At 39.1% G+C, this 22,045-nt stretch carries 19 protein-coding genes; 11 read left to right on the top strand and 8 right to left on the bottom strand.

The annotated features are described in order from the left end of the window. Positions 1-3: 3 nt before the first annotated feature. Both J8L71_RS11240 and J8L71_RS11235 read right to left on the bottom strand, forming a co-directional pair. Positions 4-2,004, bottom strand: coding sequence for a DDE-type integrase/transposase/recombinase (locus tag J8L71_RS11240; RefSeq protein ID WP_211000609.1), 2,001 nt, complete (start codon positions 2,002-2,004; stop codon positions 4-6). Further along, positions 2,004-2,603 (bottom strand): hypothetical protein, encoded by a 600-nt coding sequence (locus J8L71_RS11235; protein WP_211000608.1) that lies wholly within the window; start codon positions 2,601-2,603, stop codon positions 2,004-2,006. Before J8L71_RS11235 ends, J8L71_RS11240 begins: the two co-directional genes overlap by 1 nt. 436 nt (positions 2,604-3,039) lie before the next feature. Between J8L71_RS11235 and J8L71_RS11230 the strand changes: the two genes are divergently transcribed. Next, entirely contained in the window at positions 3,040-3,576 is a 537-nt protein-coding gene (locus tag J8L71_RS11230; protein ID WP_211000607.1) for a hypothetical protein, read from the top strand. A 38-nt stretch (positions 3,577-3,614) separates the two neighbouring features. On the opposite strand, the gene J8L71_RS11225 is transcribed toward J8L71_RS11230, so the two are convergent. From J8L71_RS11225 to J8L71_RS11215, 3 genes are all read right to left on the bottom strand, one after another. Beyond that, entirely contained in the window at positions 3,615-3,866 is a 252-nt protein-coding gene (locus J8L71_RS11225; RefSeq protein WP_048690588.1) for a hypothetical protein, read from the bottom strand. Between the two features lie 145 nt (positions 3,867-4,011). Continuing rightward, a complete protein-coding gene (locus J8L71_RS11220) occupies positions 4,012-5,358 on the bottom strand; it encodes a hypothetical protein (RefSeq protein ID WP_211000606.1) in 1,347 nt (448 codons plus the stop codon). A 52-nt stretch (positions 5,359-5,410) separates the two neighbouring features. Beyond that, positions 5,411-5,566, bottom strand: a complete 156-nt coding sequence (locus J8L71_RS11215; protein WP_077066488.1) for a hypothetical protein — start codon at positions 5,564-5,566, stop codon at positions 5,411-5,413. 248 nt (positions 5,567-5,814) lie between these two features. Between J8L71_RS11215 and J8L71_RS11210 the strand changes: the two genes are divergently transcribed. From J8L71_RS11210 to J8L71_RS11180, 7 genes are all read left to right on the top strand, one after another. Then, complete coding sequence (locus J8L71_RS11210; RefSeq protein ID WP_211000605.1) at positions 5,815-6,759, top strand: DUF5655 domain-containing protein; 945 nt, start codon at positions 5,815-5,817, stop codon at positions 6,757-6,759. Between the two features lie 11 nt (positions 6,760-6,770). After that, complete coding sequence (locus tag J8L71_RS11205; protein ID WP_247655276.1) at positions 6,771-9,611, top strand: DEAD/DEAH box helicase family protein; 2,841 nt, start codon at positions 6,771-6,773, stop codon at positions 9,609-9,611. After that, positions 9,611-11,176: a restriction endonuclease subunit S gene (locus J8L71_RS18635; protein WP_211000604.1), complete on the top strand. Its 1,566-nt coding sequence runs from the start codon at positions 9,611-9,613 to the stop codon at positions 11,174-11,176. Before J8L71_RS11205 ends, J8L71_RS18635 begins: the two co-directional genes overlap by 1 nt. An 80-nt stretch (positions 11,177-11,256) precedes the next feature. Next, positions 11,257-12,741 carry a class I SAM-dependent DNA methyltransferase gene (locus J8L71_RS11195; protein WP_211000603.1) on the top strand — a complete coding sequence of 495 codons (1,485 nt, stop codon included), beginning with the start codon at positions 11,257-11,259 and terminating at the stop codon, positions 12,739-12,741. A gap of 34 nt (positions 12,742-12,775) precedes the next feature. Next, positions 12,776-14,956: an AAA family ATPase gene (locus J8L71_RS11190; protein WP_211000602.1), complete on the top strand. Its 2,181-nt coding sequence runs from the start codon at positions 12,776-12,778 to the stop codon at positions 14,954-14,956. Next, entirely contained in the window at positions 14,946-15,860 is a 915-nt protein-coding gene (locus J8L71_RS11185; protein ID WP_211000601.1) for a hypothetical protein, read from the top strand. Before J8L71_RS11190 ends, J8L71_RS11185 begins: the two co-directional genes overlap by 11 nt. A gap of 291 nt (positions 15,861-16,151) precedes the next feature. Continuing rightward, complete coding sequence (locus J8L71_RS11180; RefSeq protein ID WP_211000600.1) at positions 16,152-16,352, top strand: hypothetical protein; 201 nt, start codon at positions 16,152-16,154, stop codon at positions 16,350-16,352. 958 nt (positions 16,353-17,310) lie between these two features. On the opposite strand, the gene J8L71_RS11175 is transcribed toward J8L71_RS11180, so the two are convergent. Next, a complete protein-coding gene (locus tag J8L71_RS11175) occupies positions 17,311-17,610 on the bottom strand; it encodes a DUF3301 domain-containing protein (protein ID WP_211000599.1) in 300 nt (99 codons plus the stop codon). Beyond that, positions 17,610-18,638: a DUF3549 family protein gene (locus tag J8L71_RS11170; RefSeq protein ID WP_211000598.1), complete on the bottom strand. Its 1,029-nt coding sequence runs from the start codon at positions 18,636-18,638 to the stop codon at positions 17,610-17,612. The genes J8L71_RS11175 and J8L71_RS11170 overlap by 1 nt, the downstream gene beginning before the upstream one ends. A 104-nt stretch (positions 18,639-18,742) precedes the next feature. On the opposite strand from J8L71_RS11170, the gene J8L71_RS11165 reads away from it, so the two are divergent. Genes J8L71_RS11165 through J8L71_RS11155 form a run of 3 tightly spaced genes read left to right on the top strand, consistent with a single transcriptional unit; the run spans position 18,743 to position 20,269 of the window. Then, on the top strand, positions 18,743-19,063 hold the full coding sequence (locus tag J8L71_RS11165) for a YqcC family protein (RefSeq protein WP_211000597.1): 321 nt from the start codon (positions 18,743-18,745) through the stop codon (positions 19,061-19,063). Further along, entirely contained in the window at positions 19,056-19,820 is a 765-nt protein-coding gene (gene truC, locus J8L71_RS11160) for a tRNA pseudouridine(65) synthase TruC (RefSeq protein WP_211000596.1), read from the top strand. The genes J8L71_RS11165 and truC overlap by 8 nt, the downstream gene beginning before the upstream one ends. Continuing rightward, positions 19,820-20,269: a flavodoxin gene (locus J8L71_RS11155; protein ID WP_211000595.1), complete on the top strand. Its 450-nt coding sequence runs from the start codon at positions 19,820-19,822 to the stop codon at positions 20,267-20,269. Before truC ends, J8L71_RS11155 begins: the two co-directional genes overlap by 1 nt. Before the next feature lie 143 nt (positions 20,270-20,412). On the opposite strand, the gene J8L71_RS11150 is transcribed toward J8L71_RS11155, so the two are convergent. Continuing rightward, positions 20,413-21,993, bottom strand: coding sequence for a LysM peptidoglycan-binding domain-containing protein (locus tag J8L71_RS11150; protein WP_211000594.1), 1,581 nt, complete (start codon positions 21,991-21,993; stop codon positions 20,413-20,415). Positions 21,994-22,045 lie beyond the last annotated feature (52 nt).

The raw sequence follows: 22,045 nt of genomic DNA, 5'->3' as shown, positions 1-22,045 counted from the left end.
TGGCTAGTCCTGCCATAAACCAAGCTGAGCTTCGTTGCGATTAGGGCTTACTTTTCGTTTAATATTTCCTTTATCTGAGGGTGTATTATCCTCTATGGACTTCTTCGACTTTTTGATAGGTTTGTACGCATAACTCTGGTTACTTCGCTCAATGCGCTCTGCCGTAGATAGTCCCTTAGATAAGTTTTCTTTTGCAGTAGCAACTGGCTTGCCACTGCCAAGTGATCTTGTCTTTTGCTTAACTAACTTTGTAATTTTACGACTGAATATATCTCGCCGTTCAGGCGTCCCTGATGTTGTGTTAAGTTCTTCAAATGACAGTGGGTACTCCAATTCACTTCCAGATAGCTTTCGGTTTTCTACAAAATCGAATACTTTAGGGTGGTCATAACATGGGAAGTCTGCGATGACTGTTACCCAACGGCCATCATCTGGGTCAGATTTCACAGTAACCGTCATATCTTGGTTTTTATCGAGAGTTTTTGCATCTAGATAGCATTGCTTTATACGGTCATCCGCAAAAACCTGTTTGTTGACCTGAACTGTACCTCGCTGGCTTAATGAAGGGTTGTGCTCTATATAATGGCAAGCAGCACTGAGCAGTTCTTTATTGACAGGAATGAGAGGCTTTAGAGCAACTGACTCGTTCCATACTTGTTGTGGTGTTTTGTTGTTGAGGCTTGAGTGCTTTGAGTTTACATAGTGAACGAGGTAATCATGCAGTAGCGAGGCAAACTCCTCGACAGGCAAGGAAGCGGCTTTTTTAATGGTTTCTTCAGACGACGGCTTACTTGTTTTGTGGGTGCGTTTGTCTTTATAACCTGGAAGACCTATGGTTATTGTTCCATCAGGTAATTTAAATTCGCCTCCTTTAAAGAATTCTTCCCGCAACGTATTGTTGAAAGACTCAACAAAAGGTTTTCGCCAAGGTTCATTCGATGGAGCTTTGATTAACTCACACCCTAAGCGTTGGGTTATTTGTTTGAACTGCTCAGCTTTATAGCCACTGCCATTATCCACAATAATTTTAAAAGGAATACCACACGCGTTTAGCTGGTCACTGGTTGACTCAAAAATACGCTTAAATGATCGAACAACCCCTTCCGTATCCTCAGAGGTGCCCAGCTCGAATGTAACACTCAGCGGGTAGCGTGAGTGGCAGTCAATGGCAATATAGATGCTGACGTTGCCCGTTGGTTTACCTTCTTCGTCAATAAGAGCCAAGTTAAGTGACATCCGGTCCATTTCTACTCGCTCAAGCACATGAGTGGTTTTTATTTTCTTGGATAATGTACGTAGTGCTTTTTTAACTTCGCTGTAGTTTCCAGAGTTTAAAATGATATTAAATGCATTAAGTCCTTCAATGCGTCTGCTAAACGTTCGTTCGCTAACCTGTTCAATAGCGTCATTTTGCGTCTGAGCTTTTAAAGCTGCTTTAGAATAACTTGAGTAGCCTCTCGCTATGTTTTCAATGTTGCCTTTTACCCAGGTGTCAGTAAAAAATCGGTTGAGGAAGTTTTCCGTGGCCGTATTGGTTCGCTTGGGTTGGCTTTTTCTCGGAGCAATTGACTTTTTGAGATTAAATTCTGCTTCTCGATATTGTTTCCACCAACGTGCAATAGTGCTATTGCCGTGTTTTTCGGTGCCGATGTGGTACTTGTCATGAACAATCTGTTTGAGCTTATCGATGGTCTCGTCAACGGTAGGTTTATAGCCATCATGCACCAATGTTGCTAACTCGGTAATGTAAGGCTCTCGCTTTTTCAGTTCTTTTTTTTGTGATGCTGTCAGCTCGTTATTTTCGTGTGTTATGGCGTATGCTGGTCGTAATTCACCGCTTTCTATTTTCGAGCGAAAGTCATCTTGGGTTAAGTGCAAGCCAGTTTCCGAACCTAACATCGAGTCAGGGTTTAGTAATGCTTGCAGCTCATCATAATATGCTAGATTAAATTTACGCTGTTCAATATCGATGAAGGTGTCACCGACCACAGGTGGCTGATACATTACTTCTTCCTCATCAATGTTGTTTCTGCGTTAAAAGGCTGCGACGTGTCAAAATAAAAGTGTTGTTGTGCGACGAGTGACCAAGCGTGCGCTCGTGAGCCACCAGGCAAATTAGATACTAACTTTTCAAGTCGAGACAGTTTTGTTCTTTTTGGTAAGTTACAGATAACGGGCTGTAAATGATTGACGTCGAGAGTCTTGTAGCCCATGAGTAGTTCGTAGTTTTCAACCTCAATGCTGTCAACATCAAGCTCACTCCTCAGCACCAGTTCAAGCCCTGTTAACATATAAATCACTCGTTTCCTGAGGAAGTGGCGCTCAAAGAATTCATCATTCATATAGTGGGTGTGTTTGATTTCTACATATTCGGCATGGCCGGATTTATATTCCACCAAAAAGTCAGGAGTATAACGTCTTCCATACACACTAAATGATTCTGGTTGGGAAGCATATTGATGGATAGACTCTTCAAATTCGAGCGTTATCCCGTATTTGCGTTCGAGAAACGACTCACACCAGATATGACAACCATTTTTAGCACTGTAAAAGTTAATGGTGTGTTTTGAACGGTGTTTGTTGAATTTTTTTTTACCCTTCATGTTCGCCTCAAAAAAAATTAGTTGAAAATGCCCAAGATTTTTTGGCTAAAAATCAATCTTAGCTATAATTAAAGATTGGGCTTGTATAAATATCAAGTTGATGAATAGATGAAATAGTCATCAAACCTCTCTCTTTTTCAGCACTTTAAAAAAGGTATGAACTACTTGTAAAGCTGTATAGTAAACACTCGAATGTAGTCTTATTTTTATACAGCAACTTTATGTAACTAATTGATAATAAAGAGGGGTAAAAATGAGTTATGTTTTAAAAAGATTTTTTAAATGGTACTCTTTTGTCGTTTTAAATGCTTTTTTTACGGCTTACCTACTTCGCTTTACGAAATAGCGCCGTTTCTTCATGTTTGTTTGAAAACTATTTCAAAATAAATAGTTATAACAACTTTTTACGTCAATTGACGTAAGTGCTGGTATCGATATGTCAGAATCTTCAAGAAAATTTAAAATAAATAGAAAAACTTCAGACAAATACACAGAAATAGCCAATATATTGTGTATTAAACATGCTGACTGGGGGGGCTTTTTAGTGCAACACGAACTTGATTTCTTTAAACGTAACTATTACCAGCTAAGGCCAAACTCACCAATGGTTGCCGCATGGTTTAAGCAGAAAAAGAAAACTTTAGACCAAGAGGGAGTGAACCAGCCTTACTCAATTAGAATGCCGCAGAGTTTAGTTGATGACTTGGGTGGGTGGTGCAAACAATATCGCGTTTCAAAAGAAATGATTGTCGAATACGCCCTTGAAGCCTTTATTCAAAGAGTTGATGTAGGAAGAGCAGCTTATAAAAAGCTTAAACGCCATGAACTGATGCCACTCTTTTTGCTAGAGCATTCTTTTAAAGCTAGGCTTACTGAAACTGAAAAAATTAGCTTTATACGAGAAAACATACTGATACAGGAGCACATGCTGCCAGGTGCTTTTCGCAAAGAGTTTAAAGAATCAAAAAAATAAGCACTGCATGGGCAGTGCTTAATATTTTAATGTGCACGTTATAGGTTTAGCGATTCAAACTTCTGTTTAAATAGCCAATGCTCCAATGCTATGCCAACTAACATCATTGCGCCACCAAATACTAGTGCCAATATTATACGGAAGGTTGATAGCCCTTCTTGATTAACAAATGACAGTATAATTGCTGCGGTTGTCGCAAAGATAAATACGCGACCTAACTCGGTGAGCCAGTGACTGATCACGTGCAGCCCATAACTTACGCCAAATCGGTTTTGTTGAGTGTCTTTCAATTGCTTCTCCTTTTATGATGACCTCAACAATATTTAGAGACCCTGTAAGGGGAATTAATCGCTCTTTGCGGGTTTTAGTTTCACCAACCTCAGACGTTTAGCGAAGTTTTTGCTACCACATATTGCGACGCTAGTTAAAAACGTTTCATCCACATTTTTCTGCTATTTCCTTAAGCTCAAGCTCTTCCATCCGCTGCATAAGTAATGACTTTCCTTCATCAAACCACCCCGATTTTGGAAAGCGCATTACAAACCATAATTTCCAGTCTTCAATATCTTCATTGCCAATCTTTACTGGCAACGCTCTAAGGTGAGGTTCTATGATTTTGGGACAAAACGTTAATGCTCGGCTTTTTAGTTTCTTTAAGGTTGGTTTGTGAGGCTTGCTTTGGATTGCGGCAACGGCTAGCGCTTCTTTTAATAAATTACGAATGTTTTCACCTGATTTATACAGTGAGAACTCTACAGCACTAACATAGTGTTCAAGTGCTTTTTCTATTTCACCACTTAGTAACAGTAATCGTCCCTTGAGCCAGTCTTGATGATATTGCAACTCATCATTCAGGTTATGCTCTTCAATAGATTTTTGTAAGGAAGCTAAGCGTGCTGAATAATCAACAAGGCTGCCCAGAGGTTTAGTTGAAGAGCGTCTTAACAACTTGTGTAGCTTATTACCTTCAGCAGATAGTTTATATAGATTCGCTGAGCTTATCTCATTGATATAAAACTGATGAAATACTTGTCCAAAATCTAATGTAGGCTCTTGATTATGCTGCAACCGCCAAACGACAGCATCTTTTAAATCGTTTACAAATTGATGGTGTGTTTTTCTATGAAATGAATCTATGAACCTTGTCAAAAACAAGGTTTCCTTATCTTCATCAATTGCATCTGAATTTGATAACGATGTCCACTGAGCCAGCAGAGTTAGGTTACCTATATTAGGAAGTTCTTCACCACTTCGCCATTTTCGAACTGTCCTGTCAGTGCCTTCAAAGAATCGCTTTATATCGTTTTCAGGAAGTGTTTGTTGGCTTTCATAAAAAGCGATTAGGGCTTTGATAGGGTAATTATCACAATAAAAGCTAGGCACTGTATTGGTTGGCATTTGATTAACACCTACTTTCCAAATGATACTGGCAAGTGTTTCAACTACTAGGTGCTTATTTAGCATATAAGCAACTTTTTCTTGTGCTACTCCTTCCATTGGCGCACGCTTAATGATCTCGACGTAGTTATTTAACCCCATCCAAATACTGTCGGAGAAAAACTGTGCGAAACTATCTGTAACAACTTTGGAGATTGGTTCATAAAATAAGTGTCGCACTGACTCTCCAATCAGTGTTGGATCTATAGACTTTCTAGATGCTAAGTCTTCTTCCTTGCGAAAACGGCTCTTTCCCTTAGTAGCCAATGACTTGGTGTCGGCAATATCAGCCAGACGATTTAAAACATACCCAATGTTTGGATAAGACTCATTGATAGTCGTCATTAATTTAAACCCTAAAAAATTCCTTTTGAAAGAGGGGCAATGCCCCTCGCCATTATTTACTATTTTTTGCGGCGCTACTAGTTGCTCGTGCCGCAAAACTGCCTTTAGGCACACTGCCGCCATTTGCTCTAGCTGTAGCGCTTTGAATTCGTTGTGCCGCTTGTGGTGTTATTGGTGTTGATGGCTTTGCATTTACTTTTGAAGTCATAATGTTCTCCTAGTTAGTTGTGAATCAACTTCGTAGGCAATAATCGATTAAACCTGAGTTTCGGAACAGGAATCAAGTGGCGCAATTTTTTCAAAATCTAAATATTGAGGTTACACGTTAACCTGTGTGTTAAAAACTTGGCAGTTTTTTAAAGCAAGATCAAATGAATAGTAATTTATTAGTGAATTTTATATCCATTTTATTTATATTAAGACTCTAATTTCTGGAAGTTTTTATGCAGGATGCAAATGAGCGATATAAAGTTATTCCAATTCGACCAAGCAAAAGGAGCTGCACTAGAGCTAATGCGAGCACATGCAAAGCTTGAGAAAGATTTGCAACAACTCGTTGAATCACACATGGAAACCTTCCTGAATGTACAGTTCCTTGCTTCAGAATTTACTACCTCAAACGGTGGCAGAATTGATTCACTTGGTGTAGATGAAAATGGCTGCCCAGTAATCATAGAATACAAACGGCACACCAATGAAAACGTAATTAATCAAGGGCTGTTTTATTACGATTGGCTTATTGATCATAAGGCTGAATTTAAGTTACTCGTAATGGACAAGCTCAGCAGTGAAGCTGCTGACAATCTTGAATGGGAAGGTGCACGTTTAATTTGTATCGCTACTGACTTCACCAAGTATGATGAGCACGCGATAAAACAAATTGATAAGAACATTGAGCTGATGAGATACAAGTATTTCGGAGAAGATTTGTTTTTATTAGAATTGGTAAACAGCCACTCATCTAACCGTTACTTTTCTAACCCCGCAGCTGCCGTACTACAGGAAAAAACAATTCAAGAAACTTCAAAAAAAGAACGGAAGGATTACCATCAGAATCGAATCGCGGCCGCTAGTGAAGACCTTTTAAAGCTTTATGAGCATATTTGTGAATTTGGCTTGTCACTCGGCGATGACGTGCAACGCAAGGAACTAAAGTTCTACACAGCACTGAAGAAAATCAAAAATTTCGCGAGCGTTCAAGTATGGGCACCTTTACAAGATCCTTCATTGAGAATTTATTTAAATTTAAATCCTGAATCGGTAGAGCTTAAAAAAGGTATGGTCAGTGATGTTAGAGGTAAAGGGCATTGGGGGACTGGTGATCTAGAGGTTATAGTCCGAAATATAGAAGAACTGGATATAGCAAAACAATTAATAAAGCTAAGCTTCGAACAAAACTAGGGAGAGTAAAGTTGGTAAATCAAAACGCAGAACAAATAGCGCGCGATAAAATTGATGAGATGCTAAAACTTGCAGGTTGGGCTGTCCAAGATAAAAGCAAAATCAACTTTAACGACGGTATCGGTCAAGCTATTCGTGAATACCAAACAGATGTAGGCCCAGCTGATTATGTTCTTTTTGTTGATAAAAAAGCCGTTGGGGTTATCGAAGCTAAACGGGAAGAAGCAGGTGAGAAAATCACTGCCGTTGAAGACCAAACCGAAGGCTACGCCAACGCAAAGCTTAAATGGGTTAACAATAGTGAGCCACTACCTTTTTTATATGAAAGCACAGGTGTTATCACACGTTTTACAGATGGCAGAGATCCTAAACCTCGCTCTCGTGAAGTTTTTAGTTTTCATCGACCTGAAACGCTAAAAGTATGGGTTGAACAAGGAAACTCTCTTCGTGCTCGTCTTCAAGATATTCCACCGTTAAATCCAGCAAAGCTACCTGCAAAGGACTTAGGGTTGCGTGATTGCCAAGAAACTGCGATAACAAACCTCGAAGAATCACTTCAAAAAGCAAGGCCAAGAGCGCTCATCCAAATGGCAACTGGCGCGGGTAAAACTTATACCGCCATTACATCCATGTATCGCATTCTGAAACATGCCAAAGGTAAGCGTATTCTCTTTTTAGTAGATACTAAAAACTTGGGTGAACAAGCTGAGCAAGAAATGCTTAACTTTACTCCAAGTGATGACAGTCGTAAGTTCACCGAACTACATGTCGTTCAGCGCTTAAAATCAAAGTTTGTGCCTAAAGATGCTGAGGTCTGTATCAGTACGATCCAGCGAATGTATTCAATTTTAAAAGATGAAGAGTTAGACGAAACATTAGAAGAACAAAACCCAGCAGAGCAACTTACCAAACCTAAAGAGCCTGTTCCTGTTGTTTACAACCCTAAAGTACCAATTGAGCATTTTGACTTCATTTTTATCGATGAATGTCATCGTTCAATCTATAACTTATGGCAACAAGTATTAGATTACTTTGATGCTTTCCTGATTGGCTTAACAGCAACCCCCGATAACCGCACTTATGGTTTCTTCAAGCAAAATATTGTCAGTGACTATAGTCACGAAAAAGCCGTTGCTGATGGTGTTAACGTAGGTAATGAAGTTTTTACCATTCAAACCAGAATTACCAAAGAAGGTGAAACGTTACAAGCTAAGCAACAAGTTGAGCATCGTGAACGTGTGACCCGAAGAAAACGCTGGGAACAACAAGATGAAGACGAAAAGTACAGTGCAAAACAGCTTGATAAAGATATCGTAAACCCTAGTCAAATTCGTACAGTCATAAAAACCTTCAAAGAGAGTTTACCTGTCATTTTCCCTGATAGAGAGCATGTGCCTAAAACATTAATTTTTGCAAAAACCGACAGCCATGCCGACGATATTATTCAAACGGTTCGAGAAGAGTTTGACGAAGGTAATTCTTTTTGTAAAAAAATCACCTACCGTGTAAAGAAAGATAAAACAGATAAAGACGGTAATATTATCGAGCAAGGTGAAGATCCTAAATCGGTACTCTCTAGCTTTAGAAATTTATACGAACCTCGCATTGCAGTGACCGTGGATATGATAGCAACAGGTACAGATATAAAACCACTTGAGTGCCTTGTGTTCATGCGTGATGTTAAAAGCCGAAACTATTTCGAGCAAATGAAAGGTCGCGGAACACGCACTTTTGACCATGATGAATTAATCAAGGTAACGCCAGATGCAAAGTCTGCAAAAACGCACTATGTTATTGTTGATGCAATTGGCGTTACTAAATCACTTAAAACAGCGAGTCAGCCTTTAATCACTAAACCATCTGTACCACTCAAAGATTTAGCTATGGGCATTATGATGGGGGCTAGTGATACTGACTCTGTAAGTTCACTTGCTGGCAGGTTAGCACGATTGAACAAGCAGCTAGATGCCGATGATAAGAAGCGAATTGAAAAGGTATCGGGTGGTGTCTCAATTACTCAAATGGTAGTTGATTTATTCTCGGCCATTGATGGCGACAAAGTAGAAGAGCAAGCGTTAATACTGGCAAAACAGCCAAAAGGCACAGACCCAGGCGAAGATAATCGCAACAAAGCTCAGGCTGAGATGGTAAGTAAAGCTGCCAATGTCTTTAACGGCGAGTTAATTGAGCTTATCGATACCATCCGCCGAGACAAAGACCAAAAGATCGATCATGACAACATTGATGAAGTACAAATAGCCGATTGGGAAAAGGCGACCACTGAACAAGCATCAGATATTTGCAAAGAGTTCGTTGAATATCTAGAGCAAAACAAAGATGAGATTACCGCGTTGGAAATATTCTACGACCAACCACATCGTCGTCGTGAAATCACCTTTGATATGGTCAAAGAAGTGCTCGAAAAACTCAAATCAGATAAACCTAAACTAGCCCCACTAAATGTATGGCAAGCGTATGAATTACTCGAAGACCCTGACAATAAAAAAGAACAGGGTAATAAGCCAATTAATGAGTTAACCGCTTTAGTCGCATTAATTCGCCGTGTAGCAGGCATTGATGATAAACTCTCGACCTTTAATACCACCGTCAGCAAGAATTTCCAAACGTGGATCATGAAGCACCACTCAGGTAGCAACCAAAAGTTCACTAAAGAACAAATGGCGTGGCTACATATGATCCGTGAACACTTTGTTAATTCATTCCATTTTGAATTAGATGATCTGGAAATGTCACCATTTGATGCACAAGGTGGTTTAGGCAAGATGTATCAACTCTTTGGTGATGATATGAATAAAATTATAGATGAATTAAATAGTGAGTTAGTAGCTTAGTGAGTGATTTAAATAAAAATAACTTACCTGTTGGTTGGGAGATAGATGACTATGCAAATATAGTTACAACTATTTCTACAAATGGGAAAAAAGTTAATCAGAAACAGTATGAAGTATCAGGGAAATATCCAGTTATAGATCAAGGTAAAGAAGATTGTAGTGGGTATTGTAACGATGAAGAAAAAGTTATAGATGCAAACTTCCCTATCTTGGTTTTTGGAGATCACACTAGGGCTGTTAAATCAATCAATAACCCCTTTGTGGCCGGAGCTGATGGCGTAAAAGTTCTTCAGCCTAGTGGAGCAATTACACCGAAGCTTTTATTTTATTTCACTCAATATCTAGCGATATCAATCAAAGATAAAGGATATGCACGACATTACCAGTGGGTTGCTAAAGAGCTTATTGGCATTCCACCAGAAAATGAACAAATCCGTATTGTTGAAAAAATAGAAGAGCTATTCTCTGAATTAGATAAAGGAATTGAAAGTCTAAAAACCGCTAAGGCACAACTTGCGGTTTATCGCCAAGCGTTGTTAAAACATGCTTTTGAAGGCAAATTAACCGAAGAATGGCGGAAGGATAATGCTGACAAGCTTGAATCGCCGGAACAGCTTCTCCAGCACATTCAACAAGAGCGCGAAGCTCGTTATCAAGAGCAGTTTGACGACTGGGAAAAGGAAGTTGAAAAGTGGCTAGCTAATGGCAAAGAAGGAAAAAAGCCAGCTAAACCGAGAATTCCTAAAAGTATAGTATCTATTGATGGTATAGATATGGCTGGTGCTCCAGGACTTCCAGATGATTGGACATGGGTAACATTGGATATGCTGATTTCTGGATTACCCCGTGCTATGCAAAGTGGCCCCTTTGGCAGCAATCTAAAGCATTCGGAATTCCAAGAAAGTGGTGTTCTAGTTCTTGGTATTGATAATGTTAAAAGCGGAGATTTTTCTCTCGGAAGCCAAAACAGAATATCTGAAACTAAATATAAAGAGCTAGAAAAGTATACCGCTAGACCAGGTGATTTATTAGTAACGGTGATGGCCTCTTTAGGACGTTCTTGTGTTGTTCCACGAGAGCTAGAAAAAGCAATAATTACAAAGCACGTTTATCGTATCTCGATGGAACAAAAACTGTTACTGCCAGAGTTCTACAATCTAATATTGCAGTCTCATACGATCAGTCGTACAAGAATGTTTGAAAATGCACAAGGTCAGACTAGGCCCGGATTAAATAGTACGATCCTTAGAGAGTTACCGATGCCTCTGTGTTGCATAGAAGAACAAAAAGAAATTTTTAATATCTTGGGAGAGAAGCTTTCAATAGTCGCTAAGCTTGAAGAAGAAATCGATTCTAATATTGAGCGTTCTAGCCTTCTAAGGCAGTCTATTTTGAAAAAGGCATTCTCTGGACAACTAGTTTCACAAGATCCTAATGATGAACCAGCTAGCGAGCTACTAAAGAAAATAGAGATTGAAAAAGCTGAACTGGCTGAGAAAGAGAAAGCAGAAAAGGCAGCCGCCCGAAAAAGTAAAAGCAAAGCAAAATCTGCGGCTAAAAAGTAAAAGCATTATATTACGATAGACCACCCTAAGTATGAGTATTCATAAATAGGTGACTATCCCAAAAGAATTAAGTGAAAAAAATGAACGCACAAAGCATAGTATCTAAAGTTTGGAGTTTTTGTACCACCTTACGTGATGATGGTGTTGGATATGGAGATTATCTAACTCAATTAACTTACCTTATCTTCCTTAAAATGGCAGATGAGTATAGTAAACCACCTTATAACCGAGATGTCGGTATACCTGAAGAGTTTAACTGGCAGAGTCTTAAAAATGAAACAGGCTCAGATCTTGAAGTGCACTATGTAACTACACTAAGAGAGCTAGCGAAAAAACCTGGCATGTTAGGGCAGATATTCACCAAGGCCCAAAATTACATTCAAGATCCTTCTAAGTTAAAGCGCCTAGTTGAAATGGTTGATGATGTAAACTGGGTAATGATGGGATCTGATACCAAAGGTACCATTTATGAAGGTTTATTAGAAAAGAACGCTGAAGACACTAAGTCCGGTGCAGGTCAATACTTTACGCCTCGCGATCTCATCAAAACGATAGTTTTATGTATGAGACCAGCGCCAAATCAAACTATAGCTGATCCGGCATGTGGTACGGGCGGATTTTTCTTACATGCGTATGATTTCATTACTGATCCTAATAATTACAAATTAGATAAACAGCAAAAAGCATTTCTTAAAAATGAAACTTTCTTTGGCAACGAAATTGTCGCCAATACTCGCCGCCTATGCTTGATGAACATGTTTTTACATAACATTGGTGAGATTGATGGTGAAAGTCTGGTTAGTGGGGATGACTCGTTAATTTCTCAACCTTCACGTACCGTAGATATGGTTCTTGCTAACCCCCCATTTGGTAAGAAAAGTAGCATGACTTTTACCAATGAAGAAGGTGAACAAGAAAAAGACGACCTAACTTATAACCGTCAGGATTTTTGGGCTACTACTTCAAACAAACAGGTTAACTTCGTTCAGCATATTCGCAGTATGTTAAAAACAACTGGCCGTGCTGCTGTTGTATTGCCTGATAATGTATTGTTTGAAGGTGGAGCAGGTGAAACGGTTCGTAAGAAGTTAATGGAGAGCACTGAGCTTCATACTATTTTGCGTCTGCCAACAGGTATCTTTTACGCAAATGGCGTAAAGGCGAATGTATTATTCTTCGACAACAAACCTGCACAAAAAGACGCATGGACAAAAGACATTTGGTTCTTCGATTATCGTACCAATGTTCATCACACGTTGAAGAAAAAGCCAATGACAATGGCAGACCTTCAAGAGTTTGTTGATTGTTATAACCCTGAGAACAGGCATGAACGAACAGAGACGTGGAACGAAGAAACAAACCCTGAAGGTCGATGGCGCAAATACACTCTCGAAGAAATTTTAGCTCGTGACAAAACTAGCCTAGACATCTTCTGGTTAAAAGATAAATCGCTAACAGACTTAGAAAACCTGCCAGAGCCGGAAGAGTTAGCTGGTGAAATAATTGAAAACATGGAAGCTGGCTTAGACAGCTTTCGCCAAGTATTAGCGTCGTTGAATGCATAGCAGAGAAGCTCTGTTTGATATTTAGGGTGTATTAATGAGATATATTCAAAGGACTGATTATTTTAATCATAGCCAATTAAATTTAGAGAAAGAAAAGTACCTCGAAGAACTAAAAGAATATTTTTCAAAGGAGCAATTTGTCCGTCCTCCAAAATATAAAGGATGGGTTTTAAAAGAGATAAAATATGACCTGTTCAACGAATTTGAACATAAATGTGCATTTTGTGAAACGATAGTAGAAGAAAGCACATCTGTAGTTGAACATTTCCGTCCAATAGGTGGCGCTCGAAGGAAGAATGGACAAGTAGACAATGCTTATTATGCTTGGCTTACACTAGATTGGGAGAACCTTTACCTATCTTGTATTGAGTGCTCAAAATATAAAGGAAATAACTTCTCTGTAGCTAATCCAGGTAAGATTATGATGCCGTTAGAGCGACTGAGGGAAACAGAAAAAGCAGATTTGATTGATCCTTGTTATTTGGATCCATCTCAGCACATTGAGCTTAATGACAAAGGCAAGCTAGAGGGAGTCACAAGAATTGGTCAGGAAACAATTAGAGTTTTGGAGCTTAACCGTCCTAATTTAGTGCGACGCAGATTGAGTAAGATTACTGATTTATTCAATGACGCAAATTTATACGTTTATCAAGGCTCACCAAGATACAAAGCTGAATTGAAAAGTAGAATCGAGGATCTAGTTTCAGCAAAAGGCGAATTCAGTGGTTTGTTAGCTCAATATGCTATGACAAGGCTAAGCGGTGAGCTACGTGACGGTGTTAAATCTTTTCTTAAGTTTCAAGTTTTGCCTCCATCCGTTATTAAAAGAACCCAAAAAAGTTTGGATGAGTCACAGACTTTTAATTCAGTCTACTTTGATTACATACCAATCAGTCAGTTTCACTCAATTTCGCGTATTGAAATTCAAGGCTTTAAAGGAATAAAGAACTTTCGTACTGATGTTCGTATGTTGGAGGGTAAAGGGGCTTGTTATTCTTTTTTAGGCACTAACGGATTAGGAAAAACAACTATTCTACAGGCCATTACATTATCTTTACTAGGAGCTGAGCGGTTAAACAATTTAGATGTGAAATCTAAGAGTCGTCTTGGACTTAATGCAAAAGATATTATTCATCGGAATTATAAAGAAGCTCGGATTAAAGTATCGTTTAGCAATAACGAATTAACGAATGAGCTATTAATCACTAAAAGTGAAAACCAAAGAGTTACCATATTTGGTGACACTGATTTTTCACCTTGTGTACTTAGTTATGGTTCGTATAGGTTAGCAGCGAAATCTCAATTGAAAGATAGCCTCAGTAATGCAATGGGTTTTCGAATTCAATCATTGTTCAATGAAGCTGCTAGACTCAATGGGATTCAAGGTATATTCAAAAGACATAAGAATCGCAAAAGTTTGTTGGCGATAGCTGATATCTTAGGATCAATATTGGGATCAGAGGGTGTCAAGTTCGAAATTAACCAAAAACAAAAGTTACTAATCAAAAGACTGACTAATAATAATGAATTTGAGTACATAAATTTCGACGTTCTAAGTGCTGGTTATAAAACAGTTGTTACTATAGTTTGCGATATATTGGATGTCTTACTTTCTGTTGAGCAAGGAGTAAATTCGCTAGAGTCTACTCAAGCATATGTTTTAATCGATGAACTTGATGCTCATTTACATCCCTCTTGGAGGCTTAAGATACTGCAAGCTTTTAGGGATGCGTTTCCTCTAATTCATTTTTATGTTTCAACTCATGATCCCTTAATATTGAGAAGCTTAAATGGAGGTGAATTATTAATATTAAGGGAAGATCAGGAAGATGGGTTGGTTGCAATCACCGATTATCCATCACTGAAAGGTGCTTCTGTCGATCAGTTACTGACATCTGATATGTTTGGGCTGCAAACAACCCAGGACATTGAAACAGAGAATATCCTTCAAGATTATTATAAAGACCTTGAAAGAGTTGCTAATGAGTCAAGAGATGCTGAACTATCAACCAAAGTAGATAGCTTCGATATACCTAAAGAATTGGAATATATCGGCAATACAGCATTAACAAAGCGAGAGCGAATGTTAATGCGCTTGGTGGATCTTGAAATAGCAAATCACAGAAGAGACCCTAAGTATTCTGAATGGTCACAAGAAACAATAGAATCTCTTTTCGAAAAGGTTAAAGACTTAGGGATGGCTGATGATTTTTAGAGATAGAGCATCGGTTGCAATACCTGCTTCATGCAATGGTCAAGGTTCTGAAGCTGAATTGGAGCTTCAAGAAGCTATAACTTATTATCAAACATATAAGGTTGGTCAAAAGTCATTCTCATTTAAGGTCTACAAAAATGATGATATTAAGGATGCACTTGAAACGCTATTTGAAAAAAAATGTGCATATTGTGAGAGTGAATATTCTCATATCCAACCAATGGAAGTTGAGCACTACAGACCAAAAGGAAGAATAAAAAAAGAAAATATAACAGGGTATATTAGCCCTGGTTATTGGTGGTTAGCAGCTGACTGGGATAATTTGTTACCATCTTGCATTGATTGCAATCGCAAAAGGCAACATAAAACCAAAAATGCTCAAGTTACTCTGGGTAAAGCTGATCACTTTCCGTTGCACCCCGATTCCAATGATTCAAGAACAGAAGCTTCTTTAGTAAATGAAACTCCTTTGCTCATTAACCCATGTAATGAAGATCCGTCACAAAAGTTAATTTTTGCAAATATCAATGATAAGCCTATAGCGATTTCATTAAGTAAAAATGGTTTAAGTAAACTCCAGGTGGATAGTTCAATAAAGTATTATGGCCTAAACAGACCAAACCTGATTGAAGCAAGAGCAAAAACTCATAAAGCATTACTTCGAAGTCTTATGGACATAGAAGAGGATCTTAAGCTGAAAGAAACTGTTGTTTCTCAAAACATACATCGTGCAGCAAAAGACGCAATTCTTGATCCTATTGAAAATCGTCTTAGAGGTAAACTGAAATACATTAAAGATAATTTCTTAGATACTTCAAATCCATATTCATTGTTATCCAATAAAATGTTTAATTATTGGGTAGAGACTTTGAAGTCTAATGTAATTCAAGTGGTTAATAAATAACCGAACTTTTACTGGTTGGGGGGTAAAGAATAGTATGGATTCACTTATAGCCCATTCAAAATAATTACTCAATGAGTTGAACCTTATCATTTCTCTTGGCCCTGCTCAGAACATCAAACGATGGACGGGTAGTTGGGTGATGTTGCAATTGAAAATGCCCACTCTCTTCAGTGCTTAATGAGTATTGGAAACTGTACCTCAGCAATATCGTTATTGAGGCTTCAATTCGACGCATTAACAAGATCTGTATGGCTACTCTGGGGAGTTTTCGAGAAGAAAGTTGAGCGAATTATGCAAGATTTGTCTGTGGATACTGCTAATGCTGATAATGGCCTACCTTCTCATGCTGAAATGATTAAGCAAACTGATGGCAAAGCACCTGCTGAAGCTACTCGAATACTGAGCGAGTTTAGAGATGTCACTTGGAAAGCATCAAGCTCTTATGTTCATGGTGGAATTCATACAATGAAACGACACGACACGACACGGTGAAGGTTACCCTTTACAGTTGTTGGAGCAAATACTGATTAATTCAAATGGATTAGTAATGTTATCAGCAGTCCACCTAGCAACGATGACGAGTAACATGCATGTAGTAAATGACATTAGCCGTATCAGAGAAACTTACCGAAATATCCTACCAAAGCTAAATTTGAAGTAAGAGGTATCTAGGGCCTAGTTCTCAACTGGCTGAGATTCTCATTTCGAATGACAGATACCATTTATGTGTGAGTAATACGCCAAAACGGACATAAGGCCGTGAGATATATCCTACATTGACGTGAGCGTTAATAGATAAAGGCCTGTGATAACAGGTCTTTTTTGGTTTAAGTTACTAATATGTATGGCTTATTTTGTTTTTGCATATTTATTACACTCATTTATTTTTTGTTAAGTGCTATTACCAAACCGAGTTTGCTTTAAACTTTACTTTGTCAAGACGACATAGCTTAACGATTAAGCTACTGCCAAGGATACGGAATAGGCAACATAGCAGGCGCTAGCAGGAAGCACAAAGGACAAGTTAAAACGGATACAAGGATGAATAAGGAAGTGCAAGAGGCACTTAGTAGCTAGGAGTTACTTTAGGATATTCACGGATGAGGCTACAGGAAGTAGCAGGAGCGTTAGTTTACGTAGGATGGCCAAGGCGGCAAGAGGAAAATGCAGGATGCATAAAGTGGCAGAAGCTGCTTAAAAGGATTACTAGGGATGAAGCTACGGTATGTAGCCACGCGTTAGATTACGTCGGTTGACCAGGAAGGTTAAGGATATTGCAGGATGCAATGGGAGGGTAAACAGGGTTGTTTACTCGTTCAGGGGATGATAATACGGATTTATAGATAAAGGATATCTAGCAGGATGCAGTCCAATTGAGGCGTAACTTTAGTTACGCCTTAGTTTTTTGTATTAAATTTGGTTTTAGTATAAAAAAGCGCTTTAAATACTTTTATATTTTATGCAGCGGAACAACCACACTTTTCAAAAACTCATTTTCCATTATAAGCACACCTTGATAAGCATTTTCACCATCGCTTGAAAATTCAAATATAAACTCACTTTTAATACCTGGCTTACCGTTTTTTAAAAAACCAAAACGGCGCTTAGTGCATGCAACACTCATTAGCTGTACTTGCAATTGTTCGCTTTGGCGCTTTGCATGAACGTTCGCTGCTTCAGCAACTTTTCGGTTAAGCCAAAATAAATAAATTACACTACCAATAAGTATGAACGTCCATAAGCTTGCCATTAAGAGAATAACCTTCCAATTGCTCGTGCGAGAGTTTCGCTACGATTTTCTTTTCGTAATAAACCTAATAAATGAGGGCGAATAGTGGGTATTGCAACTAGATCGGCAAACACACTAGGGAACAGCTCCGCTATTGCTTGATGCTGTGCACAATTATCCATAAATATATGTAACCGCTCAGGGTCTTCTAACTGCATAAAACAGCGCCCAGCAATGGTTAAAAGTACATCCGAATCATTACCAAGTGATGAGCTTAATGCTGCATCAACCAGTTGTGTGCTTAGCCCTTGCGCTTGCCCTTTAGACAATGAGCGCAGTGCAGCGGTTAAAGCTATGGTATCGTTATTTTCAATTGCAGCTTGACCATATGTTAATAAAAGCTCACTCAAAGATGTGGGTATTTCAACATGTTCAAGCATTGCGCTAAGTGGTTGTAATACTTCAAGCGGTAAATGCGCCCACGCTTTTTGTAAGTTGTTTAAATTTGCGTCGTTATCTAGGCGTAGTGCAAAATCTGCAATACCTTGAAGTGCAACACTTTGCCAGTTATCAAAGCCAATTTTGCCGCTAAAGTATAATTGTGCGTGTTCGTAATATTGCGAAGCCGGTTGTTTTAATAGCACTTTAAGCTGTGCGTTAAACGCAGCTAACTTATTTGCATTAGGTGTAAAAACATAAGGGTTGTTATCAAGTTTTCCATCAGCCTGCTCACCTGTAATTTCAGTGCCTAAAGCCTCAATAACCATATTAGCAAAATGATCGCGGCTTGCACTTACCAGTTTGCTTTGTTCATCAAGTGGAAACTTTAAAAACCACACGTATGGTTCTTTGCTTGCTTTACTATCCCAAAATTGAATAGCAAGCCATGCATGACCTGCAAGAGGATAAGGGTATGGGATTTGAGCTTGCTCAATGGCTAAAAACTGTTTTTTATCAAGCTTAGTTATATGTCTGCCAATATCAAAAGCACGCCACTGAGTACCTGCACCGTCTAAAAGTTGGCCTAATGTGGCTATGTGTTCGCTCATTGTATTCTCAACTGTTTTTACTGCTAAATTGCCCTAATTATACGCCATAGCGGGCTGTGTGGGAACAGGGTATAATTGCATTACGTATATGAAAGAGGGTGGTTATGTACCAGCAAACCCAAGCTTATTTAAATCAGCTAACAGCTCTTTTAAAAAAGCATCAACTTTGGCAAGCTCAGCCAATAGCCCCTGAGGCATTAAATTCCAGTGTTCCATTTTGTCACGACACGATGGCGTTTGAACAATGGTTACAATTTGTATTTATAGAAAAAGTTCAGTATTTAGTGACTCATCAGCAACCATTGCCTCGTAATTTTGCAATTGCGCCTATGGCACAAATGACCCTTACTAATAAAAACGGTAGTAACGAGATTATTGAATTACTAACCCAGCTTGATGCTTTTTTAGGAGAGCCCAATGAGTGAGCGTCCAGAGCCTGTTGAATACGAAGAATTGGCTATTTTGTATCAAGACGAGAACTACGTAGCCATAAATAAACCTTCGGGTTTATTAGTGCACCGCTCTTTTTTAGATAAGCACGAAACTCAGTTTGCCATGCAAATGTTACGTGATCAGTTAGGGCAACATGTGTTTCCAGTACATAGACTCGATAGACCTACGTCGGGTGTGCTGCTATTTGCTTTAAGCTCCGAAGCCGCGCGTGATATGAATCAGTTATTCATTGAAGGCACTATCGCTAAGCGATATTTAGCGCTAGTGCGCGGGTTTGCCCCTGAATCAGTTTTTTTAGACAAACCGCTAAAAGAAGAGCTGGATAAAATAGCTGACAAGTTTGCTGATCAAGATAAAGCGCCACAAGAGGCGCAAACTCAGTTTAATTGTTTGCACCAAGCTGTATTGCCAATCCCTATTGGCAAATACCCAACCGTGCGCTACTCGTTAGTTGAGTGCTTTCCTAAAACAGGGCGAAAACATCAAATACGTAGGCACCTAAAGCATTTATCGTTACCGATTATAGGTGATGTAAATCACGGTGATAATCAGCATAATCAGTTTTTTAGGGAGCACTTTGCACTTAGGCGTTTGATGTTATTTGCAACGCAGCTTAGTTTTGTGCACCCTTACAGTAATGAATCAATAACAATTAAAGCGCCACTAGGTGAAGACATGCTTAAAATATGCAAGCAGCTAGGTTGGCCAGATCAAGAAAAGGATTATTAATGTCACATATTAGTATTTTTGTGGGCAGTGTTAATGGCGGCGCGGAGCGTTTGAGCGATGAAGTTGCAACCACAATTGAAAAAGCGGGCCATACTGCAAGCGTTATTAGTGAGGCATCTCTTGATGATATTAAAAATGCTTCACATATTTTAGTTGTTACTTCAACCACAGGCCAAGGCGATATACCAAGCAATTTAGCGGGGCTGTACTTTGCTATGAATAGCACGTTTCCTATGCTTACCGATAAACCTTTTGGGGTTATTGCTATGGGTGATAGATGCTATGGTGACACCTTTTGTGGCGCTGGTCGCAGCTTTGATGAGCTATTACGCGACTTACAAGCAAAGCCAGTTGGTAATCGTCTTGAAATAGATGCCTGTGAAGATTTTGAGCCATGGCCCGTTACAGAGCCTTGGTTAAAAGCATGGCTTGAAAAGCTACCTGCTTAATTTAATCCTGAACTTTGAATAGTAAATTTATCTTTAACAGCTATTTTTAGCGTTGAATTTACGTGCAATAGGCCAAATTTATTAAATTTAAAGTATTAAAAAAGGAGCGCATGCGCTCCTTTTTACTTTTATAGCTCTATAAATTAGCTACTTCTTACGTCTACTTTAAGCTTTAACTTTTGGCCAGGTTGTAAATACTTTTGGCCGGCTAAGTTATTCCACTTAATAATCTCGTTAACCGTTAAATTAAACTTAGAAGCAATACGCGCAAGCGAGTCACCACGGCGTACTTTGTAGGTAATGGTACGATTAGTACTTGCGGTTGCTTGTGGTTTACTTGCTGATTTATAGACAGTTAGCTTTTGATTTAATCGCAGTACTGAGTTTTTCTTCAGTTTATTCCACGACGCAAGTTCGTCCATTGTTACATCATACTCGCGGCTTATATCCCAAAGTGTATCGCCACTTTTAACCGTGTGCGATAACTTAGTACGCGTGGCTTTATTTGCTGCTAAACGCATTTGTTTAGGTAAATGTTCGCTATTAATTGCACCATCGGTAAGCGGTACTAACAGTTCTTGGCCTACGCGAATAGTGTTTGATTTTAATTTGTTGAGCGAACGAATTGCACTGCTACTAGTGGTAAACTTTTTAGCAATAACAGAAAGGCTATCGCCACGAGCGACAGTGTATTGTTGCCAGCGTAAGCGATCTTTTACATCAGTAAGTGCAAGTTTTTGGCTAAACTGCTCTGCTTTATCGGTAGGTAATAATAAAAAGTGCGGCCCGTTAGGATCCGTTGCCCAGCGGTTAAAGCCAGGGTTTAACCTGTAAAGCTCAGTAAGTGTCATATCGGCCATATCAGCGGCAAGCGCTAAATCAATCTGAGAGCCTACATCAACCACTTCGACTACTTGTGCATTGATCACCGGTTGCCACTTAACGTCAAACTCATCCGAGCGCTTTAATAAATCGGCAAGCGCTAATAGCTTAGGTACGTACGCTGTGGTTTCGCTTGGTAAATCTAGTGACCAAAAATCGGTTGGTAAATGCTTTTTACGATTCTTTTTAATCGCACGCATCAAACGCCCTTCGCCCGAGTTATACGCTGCAATAGCGTTTAACCAATCGCCTTCAAGGGTTTTATGCAAATACGATAAGTAATCTAGTGCAGCACGTGTCGATTGAACAATGTCGCGACGACCGTCATACCACCAGTTTTGCTTTAAATCAAAACGCTCACCTGTTGCAGGCATAAACTGCCAAATACCTGAAGCGCTTCTATTAGAGTAACCAAATGGGTCAAAGGCACTTTCTACAATGGGTAGTAATGCTATTTCGATTGGCATTTCGCGTTTTTCTACTTCTTCAACAATAAAATGAAGGTAAGGCTCTGCACGTTTAGAAATGCGATCTAAATAAGCTTGATGGCGAGCGTAGTAATTTCGCTCGGTAACAACAGGGCGGTTTTGTGGTACGTCAATAGAAAGCTGGTAACGAATACGTTCCCACACGTCATCAAAAACGGGAGCTTCTTGGTCTTCACTATTAACTTGTTGATATTGTGCGTTTACCATCAATGCATTGTTGATATCGTTAGGGCTTGCGCCTTCAAGCTTTTGGTTTGCTTGAGTAGCGACTTGAGAGTCAGAATCTAAGGTTGTAACCGTTTGACAACCACTTAGCGCAAGCGCCAAGGCAATTAAAAGAGGAGATTTATTCATAAATACCAATACATCGGGTAAAAAACTCGGCGAATACTACCCGTTATGAGTC

Source organism: Pseudoalteromonas sp. MMG007 (genome assembly GCF_018100985.1).
Classification (GTDB): Bacteria; Pseudomonadota; Gammaproteobacteria; order Enterobacterales; family Alteromonadaceae; genus Pseudoalteromonas.
This window is presented reverse-complemented; position numbering and strand designations above follow the sequence as displayed.

What these genes read in the sequence shown, in the direction of transcription:
- J8L71_RS11240 (WP_211000609.1), bottom strand. Translation starts at nt 2,004, where the DNA reads ATGTATCAGCCACCTGTGGTCGGTGACACCTTCATCGATATTGAACAG.
- J8L71_RS11150 (WP_211000594.1), bottom strand. Translation starts at nt 21,993, where the DNA reads ATGAATAAATCTCCTCTTTTAATTGCCTTGGCGCTTGCGCTAAGTGGT.
- J8L71_RS11230 (WP_211000607.1), top strand. Translation starts at nt 3,040, where the DNA reads ATGTCAGAATCTTCAAGAAAATTTAAAATAAATAGAAAAACTTCAGAC.
- J8L71_RS11210 (WP_211000605.1), top strand. Translation starts at nt 5,815, where the DNA reads ATGAGCGATATAAAGTTATTCCAATTCGACCAAGCAAAAGGAGCTGCA.
- J8L71_RS11235 (WP_211000608.1), bottom strand. Translation starts at nt 2,603, where the DNA reads ATGAAGGGTAAAAAAAAATTCAACAAACACCGTTCAAAACACACCATT.
- J8L71_RS11165 (WP_211000597.1), top strand. Translation starts at nt 18,743, where the DNA reads ATGTACCAGCAAACCCAAGCTTATTTAAATCAGCTAACAGCTCTTTTA.
- J8L71_RS11190 (WP_211000602.1), top strand. Translation starts at nt 12,776, where the DNA reads ATGAGATATATTCAAAGGACTGATTATTTTAATCATAGCCAATTAAAT.
- J8L71_RS11175 (WP_211000599.1), bottom strand. Translation starts at nt 17,610, where the DNA reads ATGGCAAGCTTATGGACGTTCATACTTATTGGTAGTGTAATTTATTTA.
- J8L71_RS11185 (WP_211000601.1), top strand. Translation starts at nt 14,946, where the DNA reads ATGATTTTTAGAGATAGAGCATCGGTTGCAATACCTGCTTCATGCAAT.
- J8L71_RS11180 (WP_211000600.1), top strand. Translation starts at nt 16,152, where the DNA reads ATGCAAGATTTGTCTGTGGATACTGCTAATGCTGATAATGGCCTACCT.
- J8L71_RS11170 (WP_211000598.1), bottom strand. Translation starts at nt 18,638, where the DNA reads ATGAGCGAACACATAGCCACATTAGGCCAACTTTTAGACGGTGCAGGT.
- J8L71_RS11215 (WP_077066488.1), bottom strand. Translation starts at nt 5,566, where the DNA reads ATGACTTCAAAAGTAAATGCAAAGCCATCAACACCAATAACACCACAA.
- truC (WP_211000596.1), top strand. Translation starts at nt 19,056, where the DNA reads ATGAGTGAGCGTCCAGAGCCTGTTGAATACGAAGAATTGGCTATTTTG.
- J8L71_RS11195 (WP_211000603.1), top strand. Translation starts at nt 11,257, where the DNA reads ATGAACGCACAAAGCATAGTATCTAAAGTTTGGAGTTTTTGTACCACC.
- J8L71_RS11220 (WP_211000606.1), bottom strand. Translation starts at nt 5,358, where the DNA reads ATGACGACTATCAATGAGTCTTATCCAAACATTGGGTATGTTTTAAAT.
- J8L71_RS11155 (WP_211000595.1), top strand. Translation starts at nt 19,820, where the DNA reads ATGTCACATATTAGTATTTTTGTGGGCAGTGTTAATGGCGGCGCGGAG.